This window comes from Methanobrevibacter sp., from assembly GCF_017410345.1.
In the GTDB taxonomy this organism is placed as follows: Archaea; Methanobacteriota; Methanobacteria; order Methanobacteriales; family Methanobacteriaceae; genus Methanobrevibacter.
Genome location: NZ_JAFQQZ010000045.1, coordinates 114,139 through 132,753 on the forward strand (window position 1 = coordinate 114,139; position 18,615 = coordinate 132,753).

The following is an 18,615-nucleotide window of genomic DNA, read 5'->3' on the forward strand; positions in this document are numbered from 1 at the left end:
GATAAAGTAATCTACATGAACATTTAAAAACATTTCATGAAAATAAATTATTCCCCACTTTCAAGCAAATATTCGTCTGGAATGAGCTCTTCCAGCTGATCATAAGCCTTGCTGGAAATGGCTGACTTATGAATTTCAGGTTCCTTGACAATGGTGAGTCCCCTGATTCTTCTTATGATGCTGGTTTCACCTAATTCCTTATTTATCTCATTGATGGTAGCGGTCAATGTCTTGTTTACGACCTCATCAAGCATGTTCTTGTTTGTTCTAAGGATTATTTCAAAGATTTCCCTATGCTTCTCCTCTCTTTCACGGAGTCTTGACAGTTCTCCTGCATCAAAGCTCATCTTGGTCTTTAGAACATTCATGTCCTGCAACAATTCTATCCTTTCCTCATTTGATTCATTCAAATCCTTATTCAATTGCTTGATTTCACTATTCAAATCATCAATGTCTCCATTTAGCTTCTTGACTTCATCAATGAGGGAATTGGATTCCGCATCGGTTAAGACACTGCCATTGATATAATTTGCCTTTTCAAGTTGGGACAATTTAGTGGTAAGTTCCAAATTGATGTTCTCCAATTCTTCCACTTTAGAGAAAAGAATCTTTTCCTTGGATTTGGCTTCCTTGAGATCATACTCCAGTTTCACAACAGCTTCATCATCTGGGACAACTTCCAAAGTGGAAACTTCAATTTCGGAAGAGGTCTTCAATTCCTCATATTCCTCAGGGGTCAGAATTACAAAATCTCCCTCTTCAAGATTATGTTTTTTCACATCTTCCTTACCGATTGTGAGACTAATGTTACCTCTTGATTTGTTAATTTTCCCAGTCTTGATAATCATATTTAATAATATGTTTTATGCCTTTATAAACCTTATTATTTAATTATAAAAAATTATATAAAAATTAAAGCATTTTTAGAATAAAAATGAAAAAATAAAAAGAAATTTGTAAAAAATAGCTAAAAACAAATAAATTTAAAATGGATACATGAAGACAACATGAAATTTCATGCAATAAATTCATGTAATGAAAATTGGGAAAAAAGAAACCTAAAAATTTTATGAAAAATAGAGAAAAGATAGATGAAAAATTAAAAAAAAATTAGAAAAAGAATAAAAAAATTAATAAAAAAAAATAATTTTAAAAAAATAAAAAAATTAAATTTAAGAATTATTTAAACAGATTGAATAAAAAGAATTCAGATTCCTTGCTTAGGCATTCATTGACCCAATTGATGAAGTTGCCTTCTGCAGACCCTTTTCTTTCCGCCTGAACATGTCCTTGACCCCATACCTCATTGAACTCAACGCTCTTTACATCACCATCCTGTATTAAGGCAAGAGCCAAATTGGTCTCAACGGTGAATGAAGTGTCCTCCTGCTCAATACCAGAGTTTATTCTCCAATACTTTGCAGGATGTGAGGATCCGATTCCATCATAATGGCCGGAAATGTAATACAATGGATTATACATATTTGAACGATACTCAATGGATTTATTCAATTTATCCCTTTTATTCAAATCCTTCGCATATGCATTAACCTTAGAGGAATCATAATCTGAGTACTGTGAGTATTTCTCTGAATTTTCCTTTAGGACATTTGCCATGATGCTGTCAAAGTGCAATGATTCGGACTCATCAGTGCCGAACAATTCGTTTTCAGCCTGGTCCCTTCCCAAATCGTCAAATGCCCCGACGTCCTTGGACGGGGATTTGCAATGATTTACAAAGGCTTCAATGCTGGTGACCTTTGCAGTGTTTGTTGAGCTGTTATAGATTATCCATTCCTCATCGCCATTCAATGAATCAATATAGTCCTGCGGAGTCCTATATGTTCTGCCGCTTGAATCCTCAAGCACATCACTGGAAAGGCTCACCCCTTCAGGTAGAGAGTCCATGCCCATGCCACCACTGGAACTTGGAGTGTATGGGAAACTGGTATCATTCAGGAAATTGTTCAAGGAAGTTTCCACAACCTTAAGCATGTAATTATAAAAGGATCCATTGGTGTAGATTCCTTCATCAGACTCTGAAAGACTTAAAGGTTTGCCATTAGGACTTCTAAGACCTAAATCGTTAATGTATTGGGCATATTCAACCGCCAAATCATCAGACAATGCACCGGTCCAAGTGCCATTTCCACGTGTTCCCTGAGTGCTGTACTGGCCCATGGTCCATTCATAAGCCTCATCTGCAGTGTCGAGAGATGTTATCGGGCACCAGCACATCGCTCCGCAGATGCTGTCAGACAATTTGTTTCCATTTCTATTTACAAGAGCCGCCCCAATGGATTCAAGATATGGGGTGTACAATTCACTGCCACCGCTTGCACCTAAAATGGCACTTTGGGCTCCGCCACCACTGTGGCCGAAGGAGAATATCCTATCACAATCCCCTGGAAGTGTGTCATCATTGAATCTCAAATAAAGCACTGCCGCCTTCAAGTCAGTCACTCCCCAAGGTGCTCCGCCAGAATAATCATTGCCGTTTTCCCTGCCTCTGCAACCGGCATCAACATAGATGAAACCTACATCTGTGTAATCCTTTACATCCTTTGCATCATATTTTGTAGGGGCCTTGTGTGCAGAATATCCTGGTGTATCGATAGGCATTACAATCGGTGCGTTTGAAGCGGAATAATTTCCAACATTTCCATTGATCACTGTACATGTATATGTTCCATTGGAATTCTCTTCACTCTTGAAGTATTCTCCTGGAACATAGATTGCCAATGATTCATACTCAGTTGATTCGGGATCAGTACAGTATGGAAGGCCCAATTGATAGTAAATGTTGTTTTCCTCATCATAACTCCAATTGGACATGTCAATGGTCAATTCATCAGTTAATTCAGCAAGATCAACGTTATAATCGTCACTGTCACTTAATAATCCCATTTCGCTTGCAGCTATCAGTAATGTCAGGATTGCAATTACAATAGCTATAAGCAAAATAAGTTTATTTGTTCTTTTCATGATTACACCAACATTATAATATGAATATTTTTTAAAAATTCAAAAGTTCCAACAATCTCAATAAAAAAAATGAATATCATTCTAAAATCTCAAAAGTTCCAACAATCTCCATGAATTTGGAAACTATGTCGCTGACTGTCCTAAGTTCAAAGATATAGACAAAGCCGTCCTCCAGAAACACCACTGAAAACATTTCAAAGTCAATCTCTGGAATTGAAATCCTTGAATGTGTCTGAATGCTTGACCTTTTGCCGACATTTGCAATCTCAGAGGATACTATCTGGGCATTGTCATTCAACAGGCTCTCTTCAATTATTTCCTTGAAATCCTCCAGGGAAGGCATTTCAGATTGAAATGCAATCACATTCAATAGACTGCCATCCTCATAGCTTAAGGTGGCTATGCAATCGGGATTGTTCTCTAAAGGGACTTCCTCCAATTCCCATTCATCGCTGTATTTGAATGAAAGCTTCTCATTTGAACATGTGTTTAAATCAGACATAAAAAGCACTCTTGAATTATTGAATCGTAATATATATTCTTTTATAACTATATTAAATATATAAATTTTATTAAATCATTTTTTTTACGAAATGAAATCAAGATAATAATCAAAATATAGATAACGAAATAAAATCAATATGATAGTTAAAATGGAAATAACAAGTTAAAAACAATTTTTACATTAAAATAAGAAATTATAATCGTTTAGAAATCAAATAGAAAGATTTAAATGAGAATAAGTACAAAATAAGGTATGGGATTAACATTTATAAATACCTTTAAAGAATTTAACTAAATAGTTTCATATGCATTTTCACTCAATGAATCAAACTCTATAATTACATATTCAACACAAAAACCCTAAACTCAATATATTTGTTAATCCCACACCCCCTACTAAGTGGGAATGACTTTTTTATTGAAAAATATTAACTTTAAGAAATAGCTTAGATTGATAAAAAGTTAAAAAATAGTCTCTAAAAAATAAGAGTTAAAATAGAAAAATAAAATTCAAAAGGAAAATAGAATAAAAAAAGTAAAAAGAGAAAAACTTACCTTATACGTTTTCCCTCTTTTTCAAGAAGCCCTTTTTCTTTGATCATTTCAATGAAACGACTGTCATCGGTTACGAATTCGTCGTATTCAGGAACTTCCTTCTTATTGGACCTTTTAACTACAGTGAAGAGATAGGAAGGTCTTCCCTTTTTCTCCTTAGGAAGTTCAATCAATTCGTAAAGAACCCTCTTTACAATCAAATCCTTAGAGCTTTCAATGAAACTGATTCTATTGTCAATGTCTTCAAAACTTTCAAAGTCACCGTTAAGCTCCTTTTCAGTCAATATCTTGGAACCTAATTTTCTGCTGATTCCATCCAGGAAGTGCAATTTGCTTGCTTCCTTGCTTTGGTCATTGAAGAATTTAACATATTTAGGCTCATTTGCAATTACAATGCTGTTGATGGCCTTCTCTGTTTCAAATTCCTGGTCCTTGCTTAAGTCATCATAACTTAAATGGGCTCTTTCCTGCTTGACAAAATCACTGTCCTTTCCAAGAGGGATCTTGTCCTGAACCCTGACTTGAACATCATCATTCAAGTCCAAATCCATCAATATGAAGTAATCTGTTCCAATGACTCGTGCAGTCTTCTTATCATCAGCATCCTTAACGCTTAATACAAGAGCGAAATTTTCATTTTTCATAGAAAACACCACACTTATCTTACATTATATCTTAAGATTGCACCTATTCCACCGAATGCCCTATACAGTTGGCTTCCCTCTTCGGTTTCAGTGGAAATGATCTCAACAGATGAACCTAAATCCTCAGCGATATTTGCCAAGTCTTCAATCAAGTCTTCCTCATTGGTGATCTTCATCTTCTCATTGCATTGAGGACAGGTCAAGTCTTCCACCTTCTGGCCTTCTTTCTGGGTAACTTCAGCATGGAATCCGCAAGCCTGGCAATCAATGGTCAGCCTTTTGGATTTCAAGTCCTCTGAAAGCAGAAGAATATCAACTGCACCCATTTCCAAATTGGTTCTGACTTCCTTTTCACCGTATGAGTATAGACCATGGTCATCCCTTAGCTCAGCAAGGAACCTTTGAACCAGTTTCTTCTCTTGGATAACTCCCAATTCCTCAAGAGCTCCAGATGCCTTGTCTATGGTTTCCCTAATACCGAACTCACCGGTATATGAAGTGTCTACAGTTGTAATGACCTTATCCTTAAGCTCATAATGCATATAATCTCCATTGTAGAAGTCCTCTTTAGTACCTCCAGGTCCGCCTAAAACGATTCCCTTCAATTCATCCTTGATTGGAAGGAACTCATCATCCATATGTGAACCGATCCTTTTTAAAAACTCGTGAGCCAATTGGTCAATGACCCTGTCAAACCTTCTTTGGGATTGTCCCCCTGCCTTATGCTTTCCAGGAACACCACTGGTCAAATTGGATACCACATTGATTCTTTTACCTTTCAAGGTAGCGATTGTAGCTTCGTTTCTGTCAATGACAGCAATACCATAGACCTCTTTTGAAGCGATCATGTCTTCCAAAGGCTCAAGGTAAAATGTGCTGTCACAAATGTATCTGTAAGTCTGAATCTCTTCAGGTGGCTCGATTACAACAGTTTCCATCTTCTCAGTGCCGGGACCTCCTTTAGGAATCATACCAACGAACAATACAAAACCGTTTGGCAATTCCTTATTGTCATTTGTAATCATACGGATTCTTTGCATGATTACCTCAATAGCTGACTGGACATTCTTACGGGTTGTCTTGCTCTTGATGTTGGCACTTTGTCCCAATTCATCCCTCATCTGCTTGATGATGTCACTTAATTGCTTTGTTGGAGGGACATACATGGAAACAAGCTCTGTTCCTTTTCCCCTCTTTTCAGCCAATTCCTTTAATGATTTCTTAAATTCATATAATTCCTTTGAGGATACCTCACTCATTCATAACACCTAATAAAATTGATAAATAAATTTTTTTAATAATGTAATCAGCATAAAAAATTAAAATAAAACAATATAATTCAAGATTATTCAAAACTTTTAAAAATAAAACTTATCTCATTTGAAAATTTATTTGAAACAATAATTTTCCAATGAAACCTCACTAAAATAGAAATTTTTGTCAAACCATAGAAATAACCTTAAATTGATATAATATATTATATATTGGTATAAGTTATTTATATAAGTAATGATGAAAATTAAAAATTTTTAAGAAAAAAAACAATGAAAGATGAGAAATCAGACAAAGTTTTAAGAAAATATTAATAACTGAAAAAATATAAGATTATTTAAAAAGACTCTTTTTATATAAGTTGAAGGAGGGAAGAAATTGTTTGGCTTAAAGGACATCAATACGGAAAACAAGTATGATGAAACAGATGAAAGGAAGATTAAGATAGCTGATACAATCTCCATTTTCACAAATCCTCCTATCATTACCATTCCATTATTCTTAATCATCTGTATTGTCCTTGCATGTGATGGAACTCCCTTTACAAGCAATTTCACATTTAACTGGACCCAATTCATCATAACGGAACTGATTTCACTTATCTTTGCATCCATCCTGCCGATGGCCATAATTCTCCATTGGGCAAGGAAACTGGATACAGACAAGGACATTTCAAATAGGGAAGACCGTTTCGTTCCGCTTATTGTAGGAGTGGTGTCTTATCTTATCGGCTTTATAATCTCTTTGATTCTTGGAGTCTCAAATTTCATTACAGTTCTGATTCTTTGTTATACTGTAAACACATTCATTGTAATGCTGATTACATATAAATGGAAAATCAGCATCCATACAACTGGACTGACAGGACCTGTAGCTGCATTGATCATGCTTCTTGGACCGATTGGAGCAATATTCGGACTGCTCTATCCATTGCTTATCTGGAGCAGATTCACTCTTAAGAAGCACACCATGGCCCAGGCAATAGCTGGAGGAGTCTTCGGTTTGATAATGACAGTTCTGGAGGCTTATCTTTACATGAACCTATTGAATCTGCCGGTTAGCAATCTGGTTCCAATAGGGGAATGCCTATGGATCATACTTGGACTTATCATTCCTCCAATAGTTTTAGGAATTCTAACAATATTAAAGGATAATGGAAACGGTAACACCAAGAAAATATTCTATCTATTATGCATTTTGGCAATTATATTCTTCATGATATTTGCTCCAAGCTCTGCACTCATAACCTTGATTCTTGAAATAATCGCATCAATACTTGTAAGCCATTTTGGTGGAGAGAATTTCAGTTGGTTCAGAGCTATCCAATAGCAAATTCAAATACAATTAAAATTTCTAGTTTTAGAGTTATCCGATAGTAAATTTAAATATAATTAAATAGATAAATTATAACAATAAATCAAGTAATTATTTAAAATCAAAACTAATTATTTGATAATTAAAACTACTTAAAAACTATAAGAATATTTAATGAAAGGTGAATTTATGAGAATTGTAGCTGCCATTGGAGGATCAATACTATTACAGGATTACAACGCTGAAAGGTTTAAGAAATATGCTGAGCTCTTGATTGAACAGAACGAAAAGCATGAGATATTCGTTGTTGTAGGTGGAGGAAAACCTGCAAGGGAGTATATTGGAGTTGTAAGAGACCTTGGTGTTGGAGAAGCCTTATGTGATGACATTGGAATAGAAGTTACCAGAATCAATGCAAAGCTCCTATTGCTTGCCCTTGGGGATGCAGCATATCAAAGAGTGCCTCATAATTTCCAGGAAGCTTTGGAATTCTCTGCAAGCGGAAAGATAGTTGTCATGGGCGGAACCGAACCTGCACACAGTACCGATGCGGTATCTGCAATATTGGCGGAATATGTGCAAGCAGACCTTTTGGTTAACCTGACAGCTGTAGACGGATTATACACCAAAGACCCTAAGAAATTCGATGACGCAGAACTCATTGAAGAGATCACAGCTTCCGACATGATGGAAATCATCAGTGGAAATGAGGTGAAGGCAGGAACATATGAATTCATTGACACAACTGCAATTCAAATGATAAAGCGTTCCAACTTGGAAACCGTAATCGCCAACGGCAATGAACCTGAAAACCTTATCAAGGCAATTAAAGGTGAAAAGATAGGAACCCGTGTTATTTCTGAGTAAATAACACATTTTACTTTTTTTTAAATATTTTTAAATGTTTTAAAACTAATTAATTTTTATTAAATTAAATCAAAATTTATTTTTAATTTATTTCTAATTCTAAGTGATTATAATGAATGGATTAATAGATATTGGGCTTAATCTAATGCATAAGTCCTTTGACAAGAATAGGGAAGAGATCATAAGAAATGCAAATGCAGTGGGAGTCAGCCAATTTGTCATCACAGGAACAAATATCCTCTCAAGTGAGACTGCACTTAATTATGCAAAGCAAGAGCAATTTAAGGATATCTTATTTTCAACTGCCGGCGTTCATCCCCATGATGCTAAGACATGCAACGACACAACTATGGAAACACTAAGGGAATTTGCCAAAGAGGACTGTGTGGTTGCCATTGGGGAATGCGGTCTTGACTACAACAGAAACTATTCCCCACAGGATGTTCAAAGAAAATGGTTTGAAGAGCAAGTGAATCTGGCAGATGAACTTGACATGCCTTTATTTTTACATGAACGTGAAGCACATGAAGATTTGGTGAAGATATTATCCGAATATCCTGATATGTGTGAGAAAGCTTGTGTCCACTGCTTTACAGGAACCAAAGAGGAAGCTGAAAAGTACCTTGAACTAGGCTGTTACATTGGAGTGACAGGTTGGATCTGTGATGAGAGAAGAGGCCAATCACTACAGGAAGCGGTTACTGTGATTCCTTCGGAGAAGATGATGATTGAAACAGATGCACCTTTCCTGATTCCAAGAAACTTCCCTAAGAAGCCTAAATCAAACAAGAACAAGCCGGAATATCTTCCACATATACTGAATACAATAGCTGAATATAAGGAATGTGATGCAGAAGAGCTTGGAAAAGAGGTAAGCGAAACAACAAGAAAATTCTTCAATATCTAATAATCAATCTTTAAATCTCTATTAAATCAACATTAATTTAATATAATATTAAATAAATAAAATAAATTAGTTAAAAAATAAAAAAGGTGAGAATATGGTAGAACCACATAAACATTGCCCTGTATGCGGCAGCCCAATACCAATGAAAGAAAGAGTTTGCTCTGCAGATTGTCAAAAAGTATTAGAACAACAGCAAAAGAACATTAAGAAAAGCAGAATGATGCTATTTGCTGTAATCGTAATATTCATTCTCGTATGGGCATATTTCATGTTCTTTAAATAAATTAGAGAATATTATATATTAAAATTCAAAATTAGCTATTAATTAATTTTAATAGCTAAACATATCTTTAGTAAAAAAAATCAATCAAATCATAATTATTTTTTAAAGAGACTATTTTTAAGTGATAAAATGTTATTATCCTCAACAAGCACTTTGGAAAACAAAACCATAAAGAAATATCATGGATTAGTCAATGGGGAATCATTGATTGGATCCAACATCTATAAAGATTTATTCTCTGGAGTCAGGGATGTTGTGGAAGGAAGAACAAGCACTTACGCTGAAGAGCTTGAAAATGCAAGGAATGAAGCCATTAAAGCTATGGAATCAAAGGCAAAGGAACTTGGTGCCAATGGAATCATAGGATTGAAGATATCCTACAATAACCTTGGAGGCACCATGGGAAACACAATTTTAGTAACTGTATATGGAACTGCAGTAACCTACGAATAATCTTCCAAAACTTTTTTTAAATGAACTTTCAATGAGTGAATAAATGCTGAATCGAATCAAAACCAAAATAAATAACTTGACTATCTCAAAACGTCTGCATGACGAAGAGGAAAGAAAGAAGTTATTCAAAGAGATAGGATGCATTGCCTTAGGAACAATAATAGGGATATTCACTTATGCCTTTTGCCTTTACACCAATCTTGCAATCTTTGGATGGAATCTCGGTTTGGCCCTATCCCCTCTTGCCGCAGGTTATGTTGAAAGCATGGCCGCAAGAAACCATCTTCAAGAAAGTACAGGTGCAGTCAGTGCATTCATTCTTTTTTTAATCACAGTCATCTATGGATTCATCATAGCAAACCCGACTTTAGGATTCAATGTGATCACAGCGGGAAGCATAATTGTAATCCTTCAGGCCGCATTCCCTACCGCAGTGAACTATTTCCTCATTGCAATGGGATTGGGTATCATCTCCCACGTCACCGGTGTCTTCAAGAAAATCACTAATTTCATATGGGATGCATATCAGAAAATCTTTAATAAAGAGCCAAAGCTGAAGGAAATCTATAATGAAAAGCAAATCAACAGCAGATACAATTTTTATGACAGGGAACTGGAGATGAACGATTTAGGAATCCTAATATTGACTGTAGAGGATTCTCCTAAAGGATTGGACATACTTGAATATAAGGGAATATATGAATCCAGACACATATTTTCTTTAAATCAAAGAAAAGAAATAAGATCAGGAATTGAAGACTCCTTGGAAGAGGACATACTTTTCAATACAAAACTCGCCCATGACAAGGCATTGCTAAAATTGATTAAGGAATTAAAGGCTGATGGATGCAATGGAATATTAAATCTAAACGCTGCATTTGAGACTCTGGGGGCAAACAAGGGTGAAAACATGTCCCAAGTTGTCATGAGAGGAACCGGAATAGTATACAAAAAAGAGGATGAGATCTGATTTCTCATCAAAAAACCATTTTTACAACTAATAGAATACTACTTAAGTCTAATAAAAAAAACTATTTTTACAAACCCAACAGGATGCTGATTGGATCAAATCCAATCATCTTAATAGCCATATAGATCAATATTACGGCAAATATCTGTTTCAATCTCTTTTCAGGCATCTTATAAACTAATTTTGCACCGATTGTTGCCATTGGAACTGAAAACAATACAATGAGAACAAAGTTTACCAAACTTATATAGCCTAATGAATAGGGCATTGGGTTTACTCCCCATCCGGTATAGATATAAGAGATAAGTCCTCCAATGGCGGTAAGTGCAATGAAAACGGAAGATGTTCCAATAGCTTGAATCAAGCTGAAACCGAACAATATGCATAGGGCTGGAATTAGGAACACTCCTCCTCCAACACCTAGAAGACCGGAGATAATTCCTATTGAAAAACCTACAATGGCTGCATTCAGTATATTGAAATCCACCAATGCCTTCTCACCATCGGCTCTGGAACCGAATAGCATATCCATTGCCACAATGAACAATAGGCAGGCAAAGATCATCTGCAAGATTCTTGTAGGAACCACATTTGCAAGTAGTCCTCCGCAAAATCCTCCGATGATACCAAAGACAGCTAATCTTATAGCTGGCTTTACAATGGATTTATTCTTTTTCTGATGCTGATAAGCCCCTGATGAAGCGGTCGGTATGATAATTGCCAAGCTGGTTCCCAAAGACACCATCATAGCCAAAGATGGGTCCACTCCAACTGAAGTGAATAGGAAGAACTGCAAAGGAACCATAAGGAATCCTCCACCTACTCCAAGCAATCCTGATGCGAATCCTGCAAAGATTCCTATTAGAATCAAACCTATATAAAAGCCAATTGGAAACATAATTTCACTAAAAGAATTTAATTTATAAATGTTTTATATTAATACTTTCTAAAAACTTATATTTAAAATAAAATATAAATAGTTATTTAATTATATTATAAATAAAATTAAAAATTTAATTAGATTTTAATGTCTTAAAACAATTGATGAGGATGTCTTATGAGTTTTAAAAACAATAAATACGTTCCATTTGGAATAATATTAATCATTTTAGGAACAATGCTATTCTTCCTAAGCGGAATAGACCAATTCATAAGACCATTTTCACAACCGATTCTAATGGGATCCTCAAAAGGAAAGGACATACTCTTTTTCGTTCTTTTTGGAATGACAATAATCCTATCCACACTTGGAGATAATGACAAGATATATAATTACTTCAAGAATCTTCATATTCCAGAAATTCTTAAAGATAAGGAGTTTTACCTAAAGCTATCATTAATTCTATTTCTATTCACAGCCATTGCAGGATTGATTGTGGAATTATACTTAAGAAATTCACTTGGAATAGATTGGAATACAATCCTTGTTATCATGAATCCAAGTGAAACAAGCACAAGCATTCTTCATTCCCATTTGTATAAGGGAATATTCGGCATAATCCTTGGAATGTTTTTAAGCCATATTCCTGCTGGAATTCACACAGGAAGCTCCTTAAGTGCCTATACTCCAAGCATAATAAGTGTCCTATTCATATTGATTCCAATAACATACATTGCTATGATTCTTTCCATGCAAAGACGTAAATCTGGGTCAAGAATATTTTTAGCATTTACAAGCACTTTAGGAATAATTGGAATAATCGATGGCGGCTTATTCGCAACACCAACAGTCGGAGGAATCTATGGAATACTGATATTGATGTTCAATAGCGAAATCCTGGATGGAATTTCAGATTACATTACTGAAAAGGAAAAGAGAAATGGAATCAAAAGTCAATTGAAGGAAGAATGGATTACAATTAAATCCCTCTTATCAGGCAAAATCAGTCAAAACAAAAAATCAATAATTAAATACTTGAAGATTTTGATTCCGCATATTGCATTGATCCTAATCATTCTACTAAGGTTTTCAATTGCATTTTATGGTGCAAGTCCAGATTCTTATGAATTAGATATAGACAATCCACATAATCTTGACAGTTTAAATCAATACGATGTATTAAATTTAACAGAAGATGAAAATAAAACAATAGTTCATCTTTCAAATCAATATAATGAGATGGAATTGTTAAATAATTTAGCCATTGATCTAGATGGAAAATGCGATTGGTACTCACTTAGCTGGAACATATATTCATACTTATAATCAGATTATTTAAATTGAAAAAAAATTATATTTTTATTCTAAATTATTACAATACTTCAAAATACAACGAGATGATTAAATGAAAATTAGTATTATCATACCTACATACAACGAAGAGGAATATCTTCCTAAACTGCTTGAAAGCATAAAATCTCAGGATTTTACTGACTATGAAGTGATTGTTGCAGATGCCCAATCCAATGATAATACTAGAGAAATCGCTGCAGAATACGGCTGCACCGTTGTTGAAGGAGGGCTTCCGGGACCTGGAAGAAACAGAGGTGCGGAAGTTGCCCAAGGAGAGATATTGCTGTTTTTAGACTCTGACTTGAAACTTACCGAAAACTATCTGCGTGATGTCATCGAAGAGTTCGAAAGAGAGGAATTGGGAATCGCAATCACCCAAATGACACCGCTCTCTGAAAAGAAAAGGGACAAATACCTCCATGACCTTGCAAACTGGTTCATGATAGCGGTTGAAAACATCAAGCCACATGGTGCAGGCTGTTACGGAATCATCTCCAAAAAGGAACTGCATGAGGAAGTTGGCGGATTCGATGAGAACTTGAGCTTCGGCGAGGATACCGATTACATTGAACGTGTTGCAGAGATAAGCGAATTCAAGGTTCTCAGAAATGCTAGAATAGGAGTCTCAACAAGAAGGCTTGAAGAGGAAGGGCTTTATACCTTACTTAAGCAATATGGTAAAAGTACCGTCAATGACTTCAGGGGAAAGAGAACCTCCGCTGAGGATTTAGGCTATGAATTCGGCCACGACCCAATATCAGCACTTGACAGTACAGATATGGAAAGGATAGCTGAAAAGTCCAGAAACAGAAAGATAAAGGACAGAATAAATAGATTCAAAGATAAGGAGCCTGAAGAAAACGAACTGATTGAAGTTCAAGTAAGTGGAGATGAAACCACATTCATAGGAATCGATTCTCAAAAGGCTGAAAGCTTGGATCTGTCAAAAAGCTCCGATACACCCCTTCTTGAAAGTGGAGAAGAGAATGGTCTGATAAGCCTGGAAGATGCTATTGCCGAAACCGGAAGAAAGAGAATTTTCTATTCCATCTGCGGAGAGGGAATGGGCCATGCAATAAGAAGCAGCGTGATTCTGGAGCATCTGATTGAAAAATATGACGTTTACATTTTCTCAAGTGAAAGGGCATATGAATTCCTATCAAAGAAATTCGACAATGTCTACGAAATCGGAGGATTCAACACCGTCTATGAAAACAATGTGGTGAGAACCAAGAAGACATTCTTCAAGGCATTGAAGGCAAACCCTACCAACCTGAAGGAAGGATACAATGTATTGTACAAGGAATGCAAGAAGGTAAGACCTAATATAATCATATCAGACTTTGAGAACTATTCCAGTATGCTCTCAAAGCTCATGAACATTCCACTAATCAGCCTGGACAACATCCATATGCTAACCCAGTGCGAATATGACTATCCGCCTCATCATAGGGCAGACATGCTGACAGCAAAGGCAGTTACAAAATCATATATCCTAAGGCCGAAAAGGCATATAATCACAACATTCTTCTATCCTCCATTGAAGCATCCGAAGATGACAGCCCTTTATCCACCTGTCTTAAGGGAGGAAATAATGGAACTTGAGCCTGAACAGGGAAATCATGTTCTGGTCTATCAGACTGCAGAGTCCAGCATAAACCTTATGGAAGAGCTTAAGAAACTGAATGATGAGTTTATTGTCTATGGATTCAATAAGGATGAGATTGATGAGAACCTGACTTACAGGTCATTCAATGAAGAGCAGATCTTTGAGGACATGAGAACCGCCAAGGCAATCATAGTGAATGGCGGATTTACCATGATTTCAGAGGCAATCTATCTTAAGAAGCCTATCTACAGCACTCCAGCACATAAGAACTTTGAACAGATCCTTAATGGATTCTATGTTGAAAAGTTAGGTTTCGGAGAATATCATGATGACTTGGATGTTGAAAAAATTGAGAATTTCCTAAATAATCTAGACAAGTACCAAGAGAATTTGAATAAGGTCAAACCATGGGACAACAGTGAAATTCTTGAAGACCTTGACTTAAGCATTGAAAAATATTCAAGACTTTATTAGCCTTTAAATTGAAAAATAAGTATTTTTATTATTGCTTTAATAAACTATTTTTTTACTTCATGTAATTACATGACTTTACATGAAATTTATTTTTTTATAATTTTTAAGAAAAAAATTTTAAGATCAACAATAGTTTTACATTATGCGAATAAAATAATTTCTGATAAAAAAAAGTTTTGAAATAATAATTTTTGAAAAAAATAAAAAAAGAAAATAATAGGTGAACTATAATGTTACACCCATTTCCAATTGTTCAGTAAGTTCCTTGTATCTGTTACGGATGGTAACTTCAGTTACACCTGCAACTTCTGCAACATCCCTTTGGGTCTTTCTTTCCCCTAATAAAACAGATGCAATGTATAATGCGGCAGCAGCCACACCGGTTGGACCTCTACCTGAAGTCAAACCCTTATCCATTGCCTTTTCAATGATTTCAATGGATCTGGACTGTACCTCACCGGACAATCCAAGCTCACTTGCAAATCTTGGAACATAGTCCACTGGAGATGTAGGAGGCAACTTAATGTTCAATTCCCTTGTCAGGAATCTGTAAGTTCTTCCAACCTCTTTTTTGCTTACTCTTGAAACTTCTGCAATTTCATCTAAAGTACGAGGCACTTTACATTGTCTGCATGCAGCATATAATGAAGCGGCAACAACACCTTCAATACTTCTTCCACGGATAAGCTTGTTTTCCACAGCACTTCTATAAATTACAGAAGCCGCTTCTCTTACACTTCTTGGAAGACCTAATCTTGAAGAGTCCCTGTCCAATTCACTTAATGCAAAAGCCAAGTTACGTTCAGTGGCACCGGAAATCCTGATTTTTCTTTGCCATTTTCTTAAACGGTACCATTGAGCTCTGTTTCTTGCAGGAATATCTCTACCATAGATGTCCTTATTCCTCCAATCGATCATGGTACTTAAACCTTTATCGTGAATGGTGTAAGTAATAGGAGCACCTACTCTTGTACGCTTGTCTCTTTGCTCATGGTCGAATGCTCTCCATTCAGGACCCATGTCTACAAGGTTTTCATCAATAACCAAACCACAGTTTGCACAAACCACTTCTGCCCTTTCATAATCTCCAATCAAATCAGTGGATCCGCATTGAGGACATACGGTTTGTTTTTCTGGCTCAGCGTCATCTCTTTGTCTTCTTCTTGAAGTTCTTTGGGAATTTTGAAGAACTTCTTCAGATAATCCTTCTTTCGTGTTAATCTCTCCTATTAATCAATTGATAAATATTAGTTTCTCTAAAAAACGAATCGAGAATAAAGTTTTTTAAATCAATTATTTGTTTCTCCTATTTCTGGAATTGGATCTTTTGCCTTTGGATTTTTTGGAATTGCCTTTTGAACTCCTTTTGGATTTGGAATTCTTATTCTTCTTATTGAGTTTCTCCATTTCACTTTTAGTGGAAACAAATAGCTTTTCACCATGTCTACTTTCAAGATCCCTTCTATTCACTGACCTGAAAATGTTTACAGAAACGTATGGATTCTTAACTGGGCCAAAAATAGAATATACCTTGCCTATTTTCTGCTTGTCATTTGTAAAGACAAAAGCTCCGGCTGGAGGAGTCTTTGTTGTTTTGACAATGAGCTTTCCAGAGTTGGCAAGATGTGAGATGTTTCCTAAAAATTTCATAAAATCAACTTGAAAATAAACATTAGTACATCTTAATATAATGATGTTATAGTATATAAATGTTTCGATGCCTTTATATATAAAAAAATTCCTACTTAAAAAGGATTACTAAAAAATCCCAATAAAAAGTTTTATAATAGTCAATTTTAATTCTTTAATGAACAAACAATTGATTAACAATAATTATTTGGCGTTATATATAAATGTTTTCTTATTTGAGAAAAAATTAATAATAAACAGCAATATAAATAAGATTATGACTAAAATCAGCCAGTTGCAGGAAATCATAAACAATTCAGACAATATAGTGTTCTTCGGAGGAGCAGGGGTCTCCACAGAAAGCGGAATACCGGACTTCAGATCTGAAAGTGGAATTTTCAAAAGCCTGGAAAAGTACGGCCACAGCCCGGAATATCTGGTTTCACACACTTATTATATGGACCATACTGAAGAATTCTTCAATTACTATAAGGAAAATCTCGTTTTCAAGGATGCAGAGCCAAATCCTGCCCATATGAAACTTGCCGAACTTGAAAGGGCAGGAAAGCTGAAGGCAGTGATCACTCAAAACATTGACGGGCTGCACCAGAAGGCAGGAAGCAAAAACGTTCTGGAGCTTCATGGAAGCATTCACAGAAACTATTGCGAATTCTGTCATGAGGAATATGACTTGGATTATATCCTAAAAAGCGATGGGATTCCAAGATGCGAGTGCGGTGGAATCGTCAAGCCGGATGTCGTCCTTTATGAAGAGCCTCTGAATAATGATGTTTTGAGTTCATCAATCAATTACATTTCAAAGGCAGACACATTGATAATCGGAGGAACCTCACTTGTCGTCTATCCTGCAGCAGGATTGATAAATTACTTCAATGGCTCAAAACTGGTTTTAATCAATAAAAGCGAGACCTCTTATGATAACATAGCAAGTTTGGTAATTAATGAAGCCATTGGAGAAACATTAGAGCAGATAGAAATAGAATAATAAAAATAGTTTAAAAATAGAATATAAAAATAAAAAAGTTAAAACAAGAAAAAAATAGAAAAGGTAGACTAGCATTCAATTATCTGTTCAAACCAATAATTTCAGACAATAATCTGCCTTCCTTTAACTCTTTGATGATATGGCTTTCCTTTACCTTTACATTGAAGGTTGCCACCATGGTTTCATGGAAGAGTTCCTTAGGAATCACCACAACACCGTTTTGATCACCAAATACAAAGTCGCCAGGCTTTATAATATCATCATCGATTTCAAGGTCAACATTGATTTCACCAAGACCTAATGGCTTTCCTGCATTTGGAAGATAATCAAGGGCAAAGACAGGATAATCCAAATCCACAAGGGCATCCATATCCCTTGCCCAACCATATAATACAGTTCCAGCTATTCCCTTTTCACCTGCACAGGTGGAAGCAAGCTCTCCCCAAACGGAAGCAGGCTTACCATATGAGTAAATGAAAAGAACCTCGCCTTCTTCTGCATTATCCATTGCCATCAGGGAAGTTCCCCAATCATCTGCATTGGTCTTTGCAGTGAATATCTTACCATAGACCTTATTGTCATTCATCGGTTTCAATCCGTCAATGACCCCGCTTCTGCCAGAGACAGAGGAGTAGGCATCAGAGACCTGGCAAGCTGAACTTGAATCCAGGATCTTCTTCAATAAAGCATGACTTTTGCTTTTCTCATCATCCAAATCCTCTATGGAAAAATTATATTTTGAAATGTCAACATCATCCAAGTCAATCACTTTGGATGATTTTTTAAGTAAATCTTTAGGAGTGATCTTAGCCAAACTAACACCTCTTTTAAAAAATAAATTATTGCTTATCTACTCTTAAATTTCTACGAGATGTTTAATAAATATTTCTAATAATTCTAAAAATTATAA

Annotated in this window: 18 protein-coding genes; 9 read left to right on the top strand and 9 right to left on the bottom strand. The window is 35.6% G+C overall.

Translation table 11 applies throughout. From position 1 onward, the window contains the following. Positions 1–47: 47 nt before the first annotated feature. The 5 genes from IJE13_RS06695 to prf1 all read right to left on the bottom strand — a co-directional run bounded on the left by IJE13_RS06695 (position 48) and on the right by prf1 (position 5,947). The gene (locus IJE13_RS06695; RefSeq protein WP_292778538.1) at positions 48–848 is read right to left on the bottom strand and encodes a hypothetical protein; all 801 of its coding nucleotides are present in this window, start codon (positions 846–848) and stop codon (positions 48–50) included. Between the two features lie 331 nt (positions 849–1,179). After that, complete coding sequence (locus IJE13_RS06700; RefSeq protein ID WP_292778540.1) at positions 1,180–2,985, bottom strand: hypothetical protein; 1,806 nt, start codon at positions 2,983–2,985, stop codon at positions 1,180–1,182. A 76-nt stretch (positions 2,986–3,061) separates the two neighbouring features. Continuing rightward, complete coding sequence (locus IJE13_RS06705; protein WP_292778542.1) at positions 3,062–3,487, bottom strand: hypothetical protein; 426 nt, start codon at positions 3,485–3,487, stop codon at positions 3,062–3,064. Between the two features lie 553 nt (positions 3,488–4,040). Then, positions 4,041–4,688 (bottom strand): DUF655 domain-containing protein, encoded by a 648-nt coding sequence (locus IJE13_RS06710; protein ID WP_292778544.1) that lies wholly within the window; start codon positions 4,686–4,688, stop codon positions 4,041–4,043. Between the two features lie 14 nt (positions 4,689–4,702). Next, positions 4,703–5,947, bottom strand: coding sequence for a peptide chain release factor aRF-1 (prf1, locus tag IJE13_RS06715; protein ID WP_292778546.1), 1,245 nt, complete (start codon positions 5,945–5,947; stop codon positions 4,703–4,705). 391 nt (positions 5,948–6,338) lie between these two features. Between prf1 and IJE13_RS06720 the strand changes: the two genes are divergently transcribed. The 6 genes from IJE13_RS06720 (at position 6,339) to IJE13_RS06745 (ending at position 10,754) form a co-directional block, all read left to right on the top strand. Then, complete coding sequence (locus IJE13_RS06720; protein WP_292778548.1) at positions 6,339–7,289, top strand: hypothetical protein; 951 nt, start codon at positions 6,339–6,341, stop codon at positions 7,287–7,289. A gap of 174 nt (positions 7,290–7,463) precedes the next feature. Next, complete coding sequence (pyrH, locus tag IJE13_RS06725) at positions 7,464–8,141, top strand: UMP kinase (RefSeq protein WP_292778550.1); 678 nt, start codon at positions 7,464–7,466, stop codon at positions 8,139–8,141. 112 nt (positions 8,142–8,253) lie between these two features. Next, positions 8,254–9,048: a TatD family hydrolase gene (locus IJE13_RS06730; RefSeq protein WP_292778552.1), complete on the top strand. Its 795-nt coding sequence runs from the start codon at positions 8,254–8,256 to the stop codon at positions 9,046–9,048. A gap of 94 nt (positions 9,049–9,142) precedes the next feature. Beyond that, entirely contained in the window at positions 9,143–9,331 is a 189-nt protein-coding gene (locus IJE13_RS06735) for a DUF2116 family Zn-ribbon domain-containing protein (RefSeq protein WP_292778554.1), read from the top strand. Positions 9,332–9,460: 129 nt separating this feature from the next. Then, a complete protein-coding gene (locus tag IJE13_RS06740) occupies positions 9,461–9,784 on the top strand; it encodes a YbjQ family protein (protein ID WP_292778556.1) in 324 nt (107 codons plus the stop codon). Positions 9,785–9,827: 43 nt separating this feature from the next. Then, positions 9,828–10,754 carry a hypothetical protein gene (locus tag IJE13_RS06745; protein WP_292778558.1) on the top strand — a complete coding sequence of 309 codons (927 nt, stop codon included), beginning with the start codon at positions 9,828–9,830 and terminating at the stop codon, positions 10,752–10,754. Positions 10,755–10,821: 67 nt separating this feature from the next. On the opposite strand, the gene IJE13_RS06750 is transcribed toward IJE13_RS06745, so the two are convergent. Next, positions 10,822–11,652, bottom strand: a complete 831-nt coding sequence (locus tag IJE13_RS06750; RefSeq protein ID WP_292778560.1) for a sulfite exporter TauE/SafE family protein — start codon at positions 11,650–11,652, stop codon at positions 10,822–10,824. A gap of 159 nt (positions 11,653–11,811) precedes the next feature. Here IJE13_RS06750 and IJE13_RS06755 point away from each other — a divergent pair, with 159 nt between their 5' ends. Continuing rightward, positions 11,812–12,960, top strand: coding sequence for a hypothetical protein (locus IJE13_RS06755; protein ID WP_292778562.1), 1,149 nt, complete (start codon positions 11,812–11,814; stop codon positions 12,958–12,960). A gap of 79 nt (positions 12,961–13,039) precedes the next feature. Then, positions 13,040–15,070, top strand: coding sequence for an MJ1255/VC2487 family glycosyltransferase (locus IJE13_RS06760; RefSeq protein WP_292778564.1), 2,031 nt, complete (start codon positions 13,040–13,042; stop codon positions 15,068–15,070). A gap of 225 nt (positions 15,071–15,295) precedes the next feature. Here IJE13_RS06760 and IJE13_RS06765 read toward each other — a convergent pair whose 3' ends face one another. Then, on the bottom strand, positions 15,296–16,291 hold the full coding sequence (locus IJE13_RS06765) for a transcription initiation factor IIB (protein WP_292778612.1): 996 nt from the start codon (positions 16,289–16,291) through the stop codon (positions 15,296–15,298). A gap of 72 nt (positions 16,292–16,363) precedes the next feature. Then, positions 16,364–16,720: a Gar1/Naf1 family protein gene (locus IJE13_RS06770; RefSeq protein WP_292778565.1), complete on the bottom strand. Its 357-nt coding sequence runs from the start codon at positions 16,718–16,720 to the stop codon at positions 16,364–16,366. Positions 16,721–16,976: 256 nt separating this feature from the next. On the opposite strand from IJE13_RS06770, the gene IJE13_RS06775 reads away from it, so the two are divergent. Next, positions 16,977–17,705, top strand: a complete 729-nt coding sequence (locus IJE13_RS06775; protein ID WP_292778567.1) for an NAD-dependent protein deacylase — start codon at positions 16,977–16,979, stop codon at positions 17,703–17,705. Positions 17,706–17,784: 79 nt separating this feature from the next. Here IJE13_RS06775 and IJE13_RS06780 read toward each other — a convergent pair whose 3' ends face one another. After that, positions 17,785–18,519 carry an RraA family protein gene (locus tag IJE13_RS06780; RefSeq protein ID WP_292778569.1) on the bottom strand — a complete coding sequence of 245 codons (735 nt, stop codon included), beginning with the start codon at positions 18,517–18,519 and terminating at the stop codon, positions 17,785–17,787. Positions 18,520–18,615 lie beyond the last annotated feature (96 nt).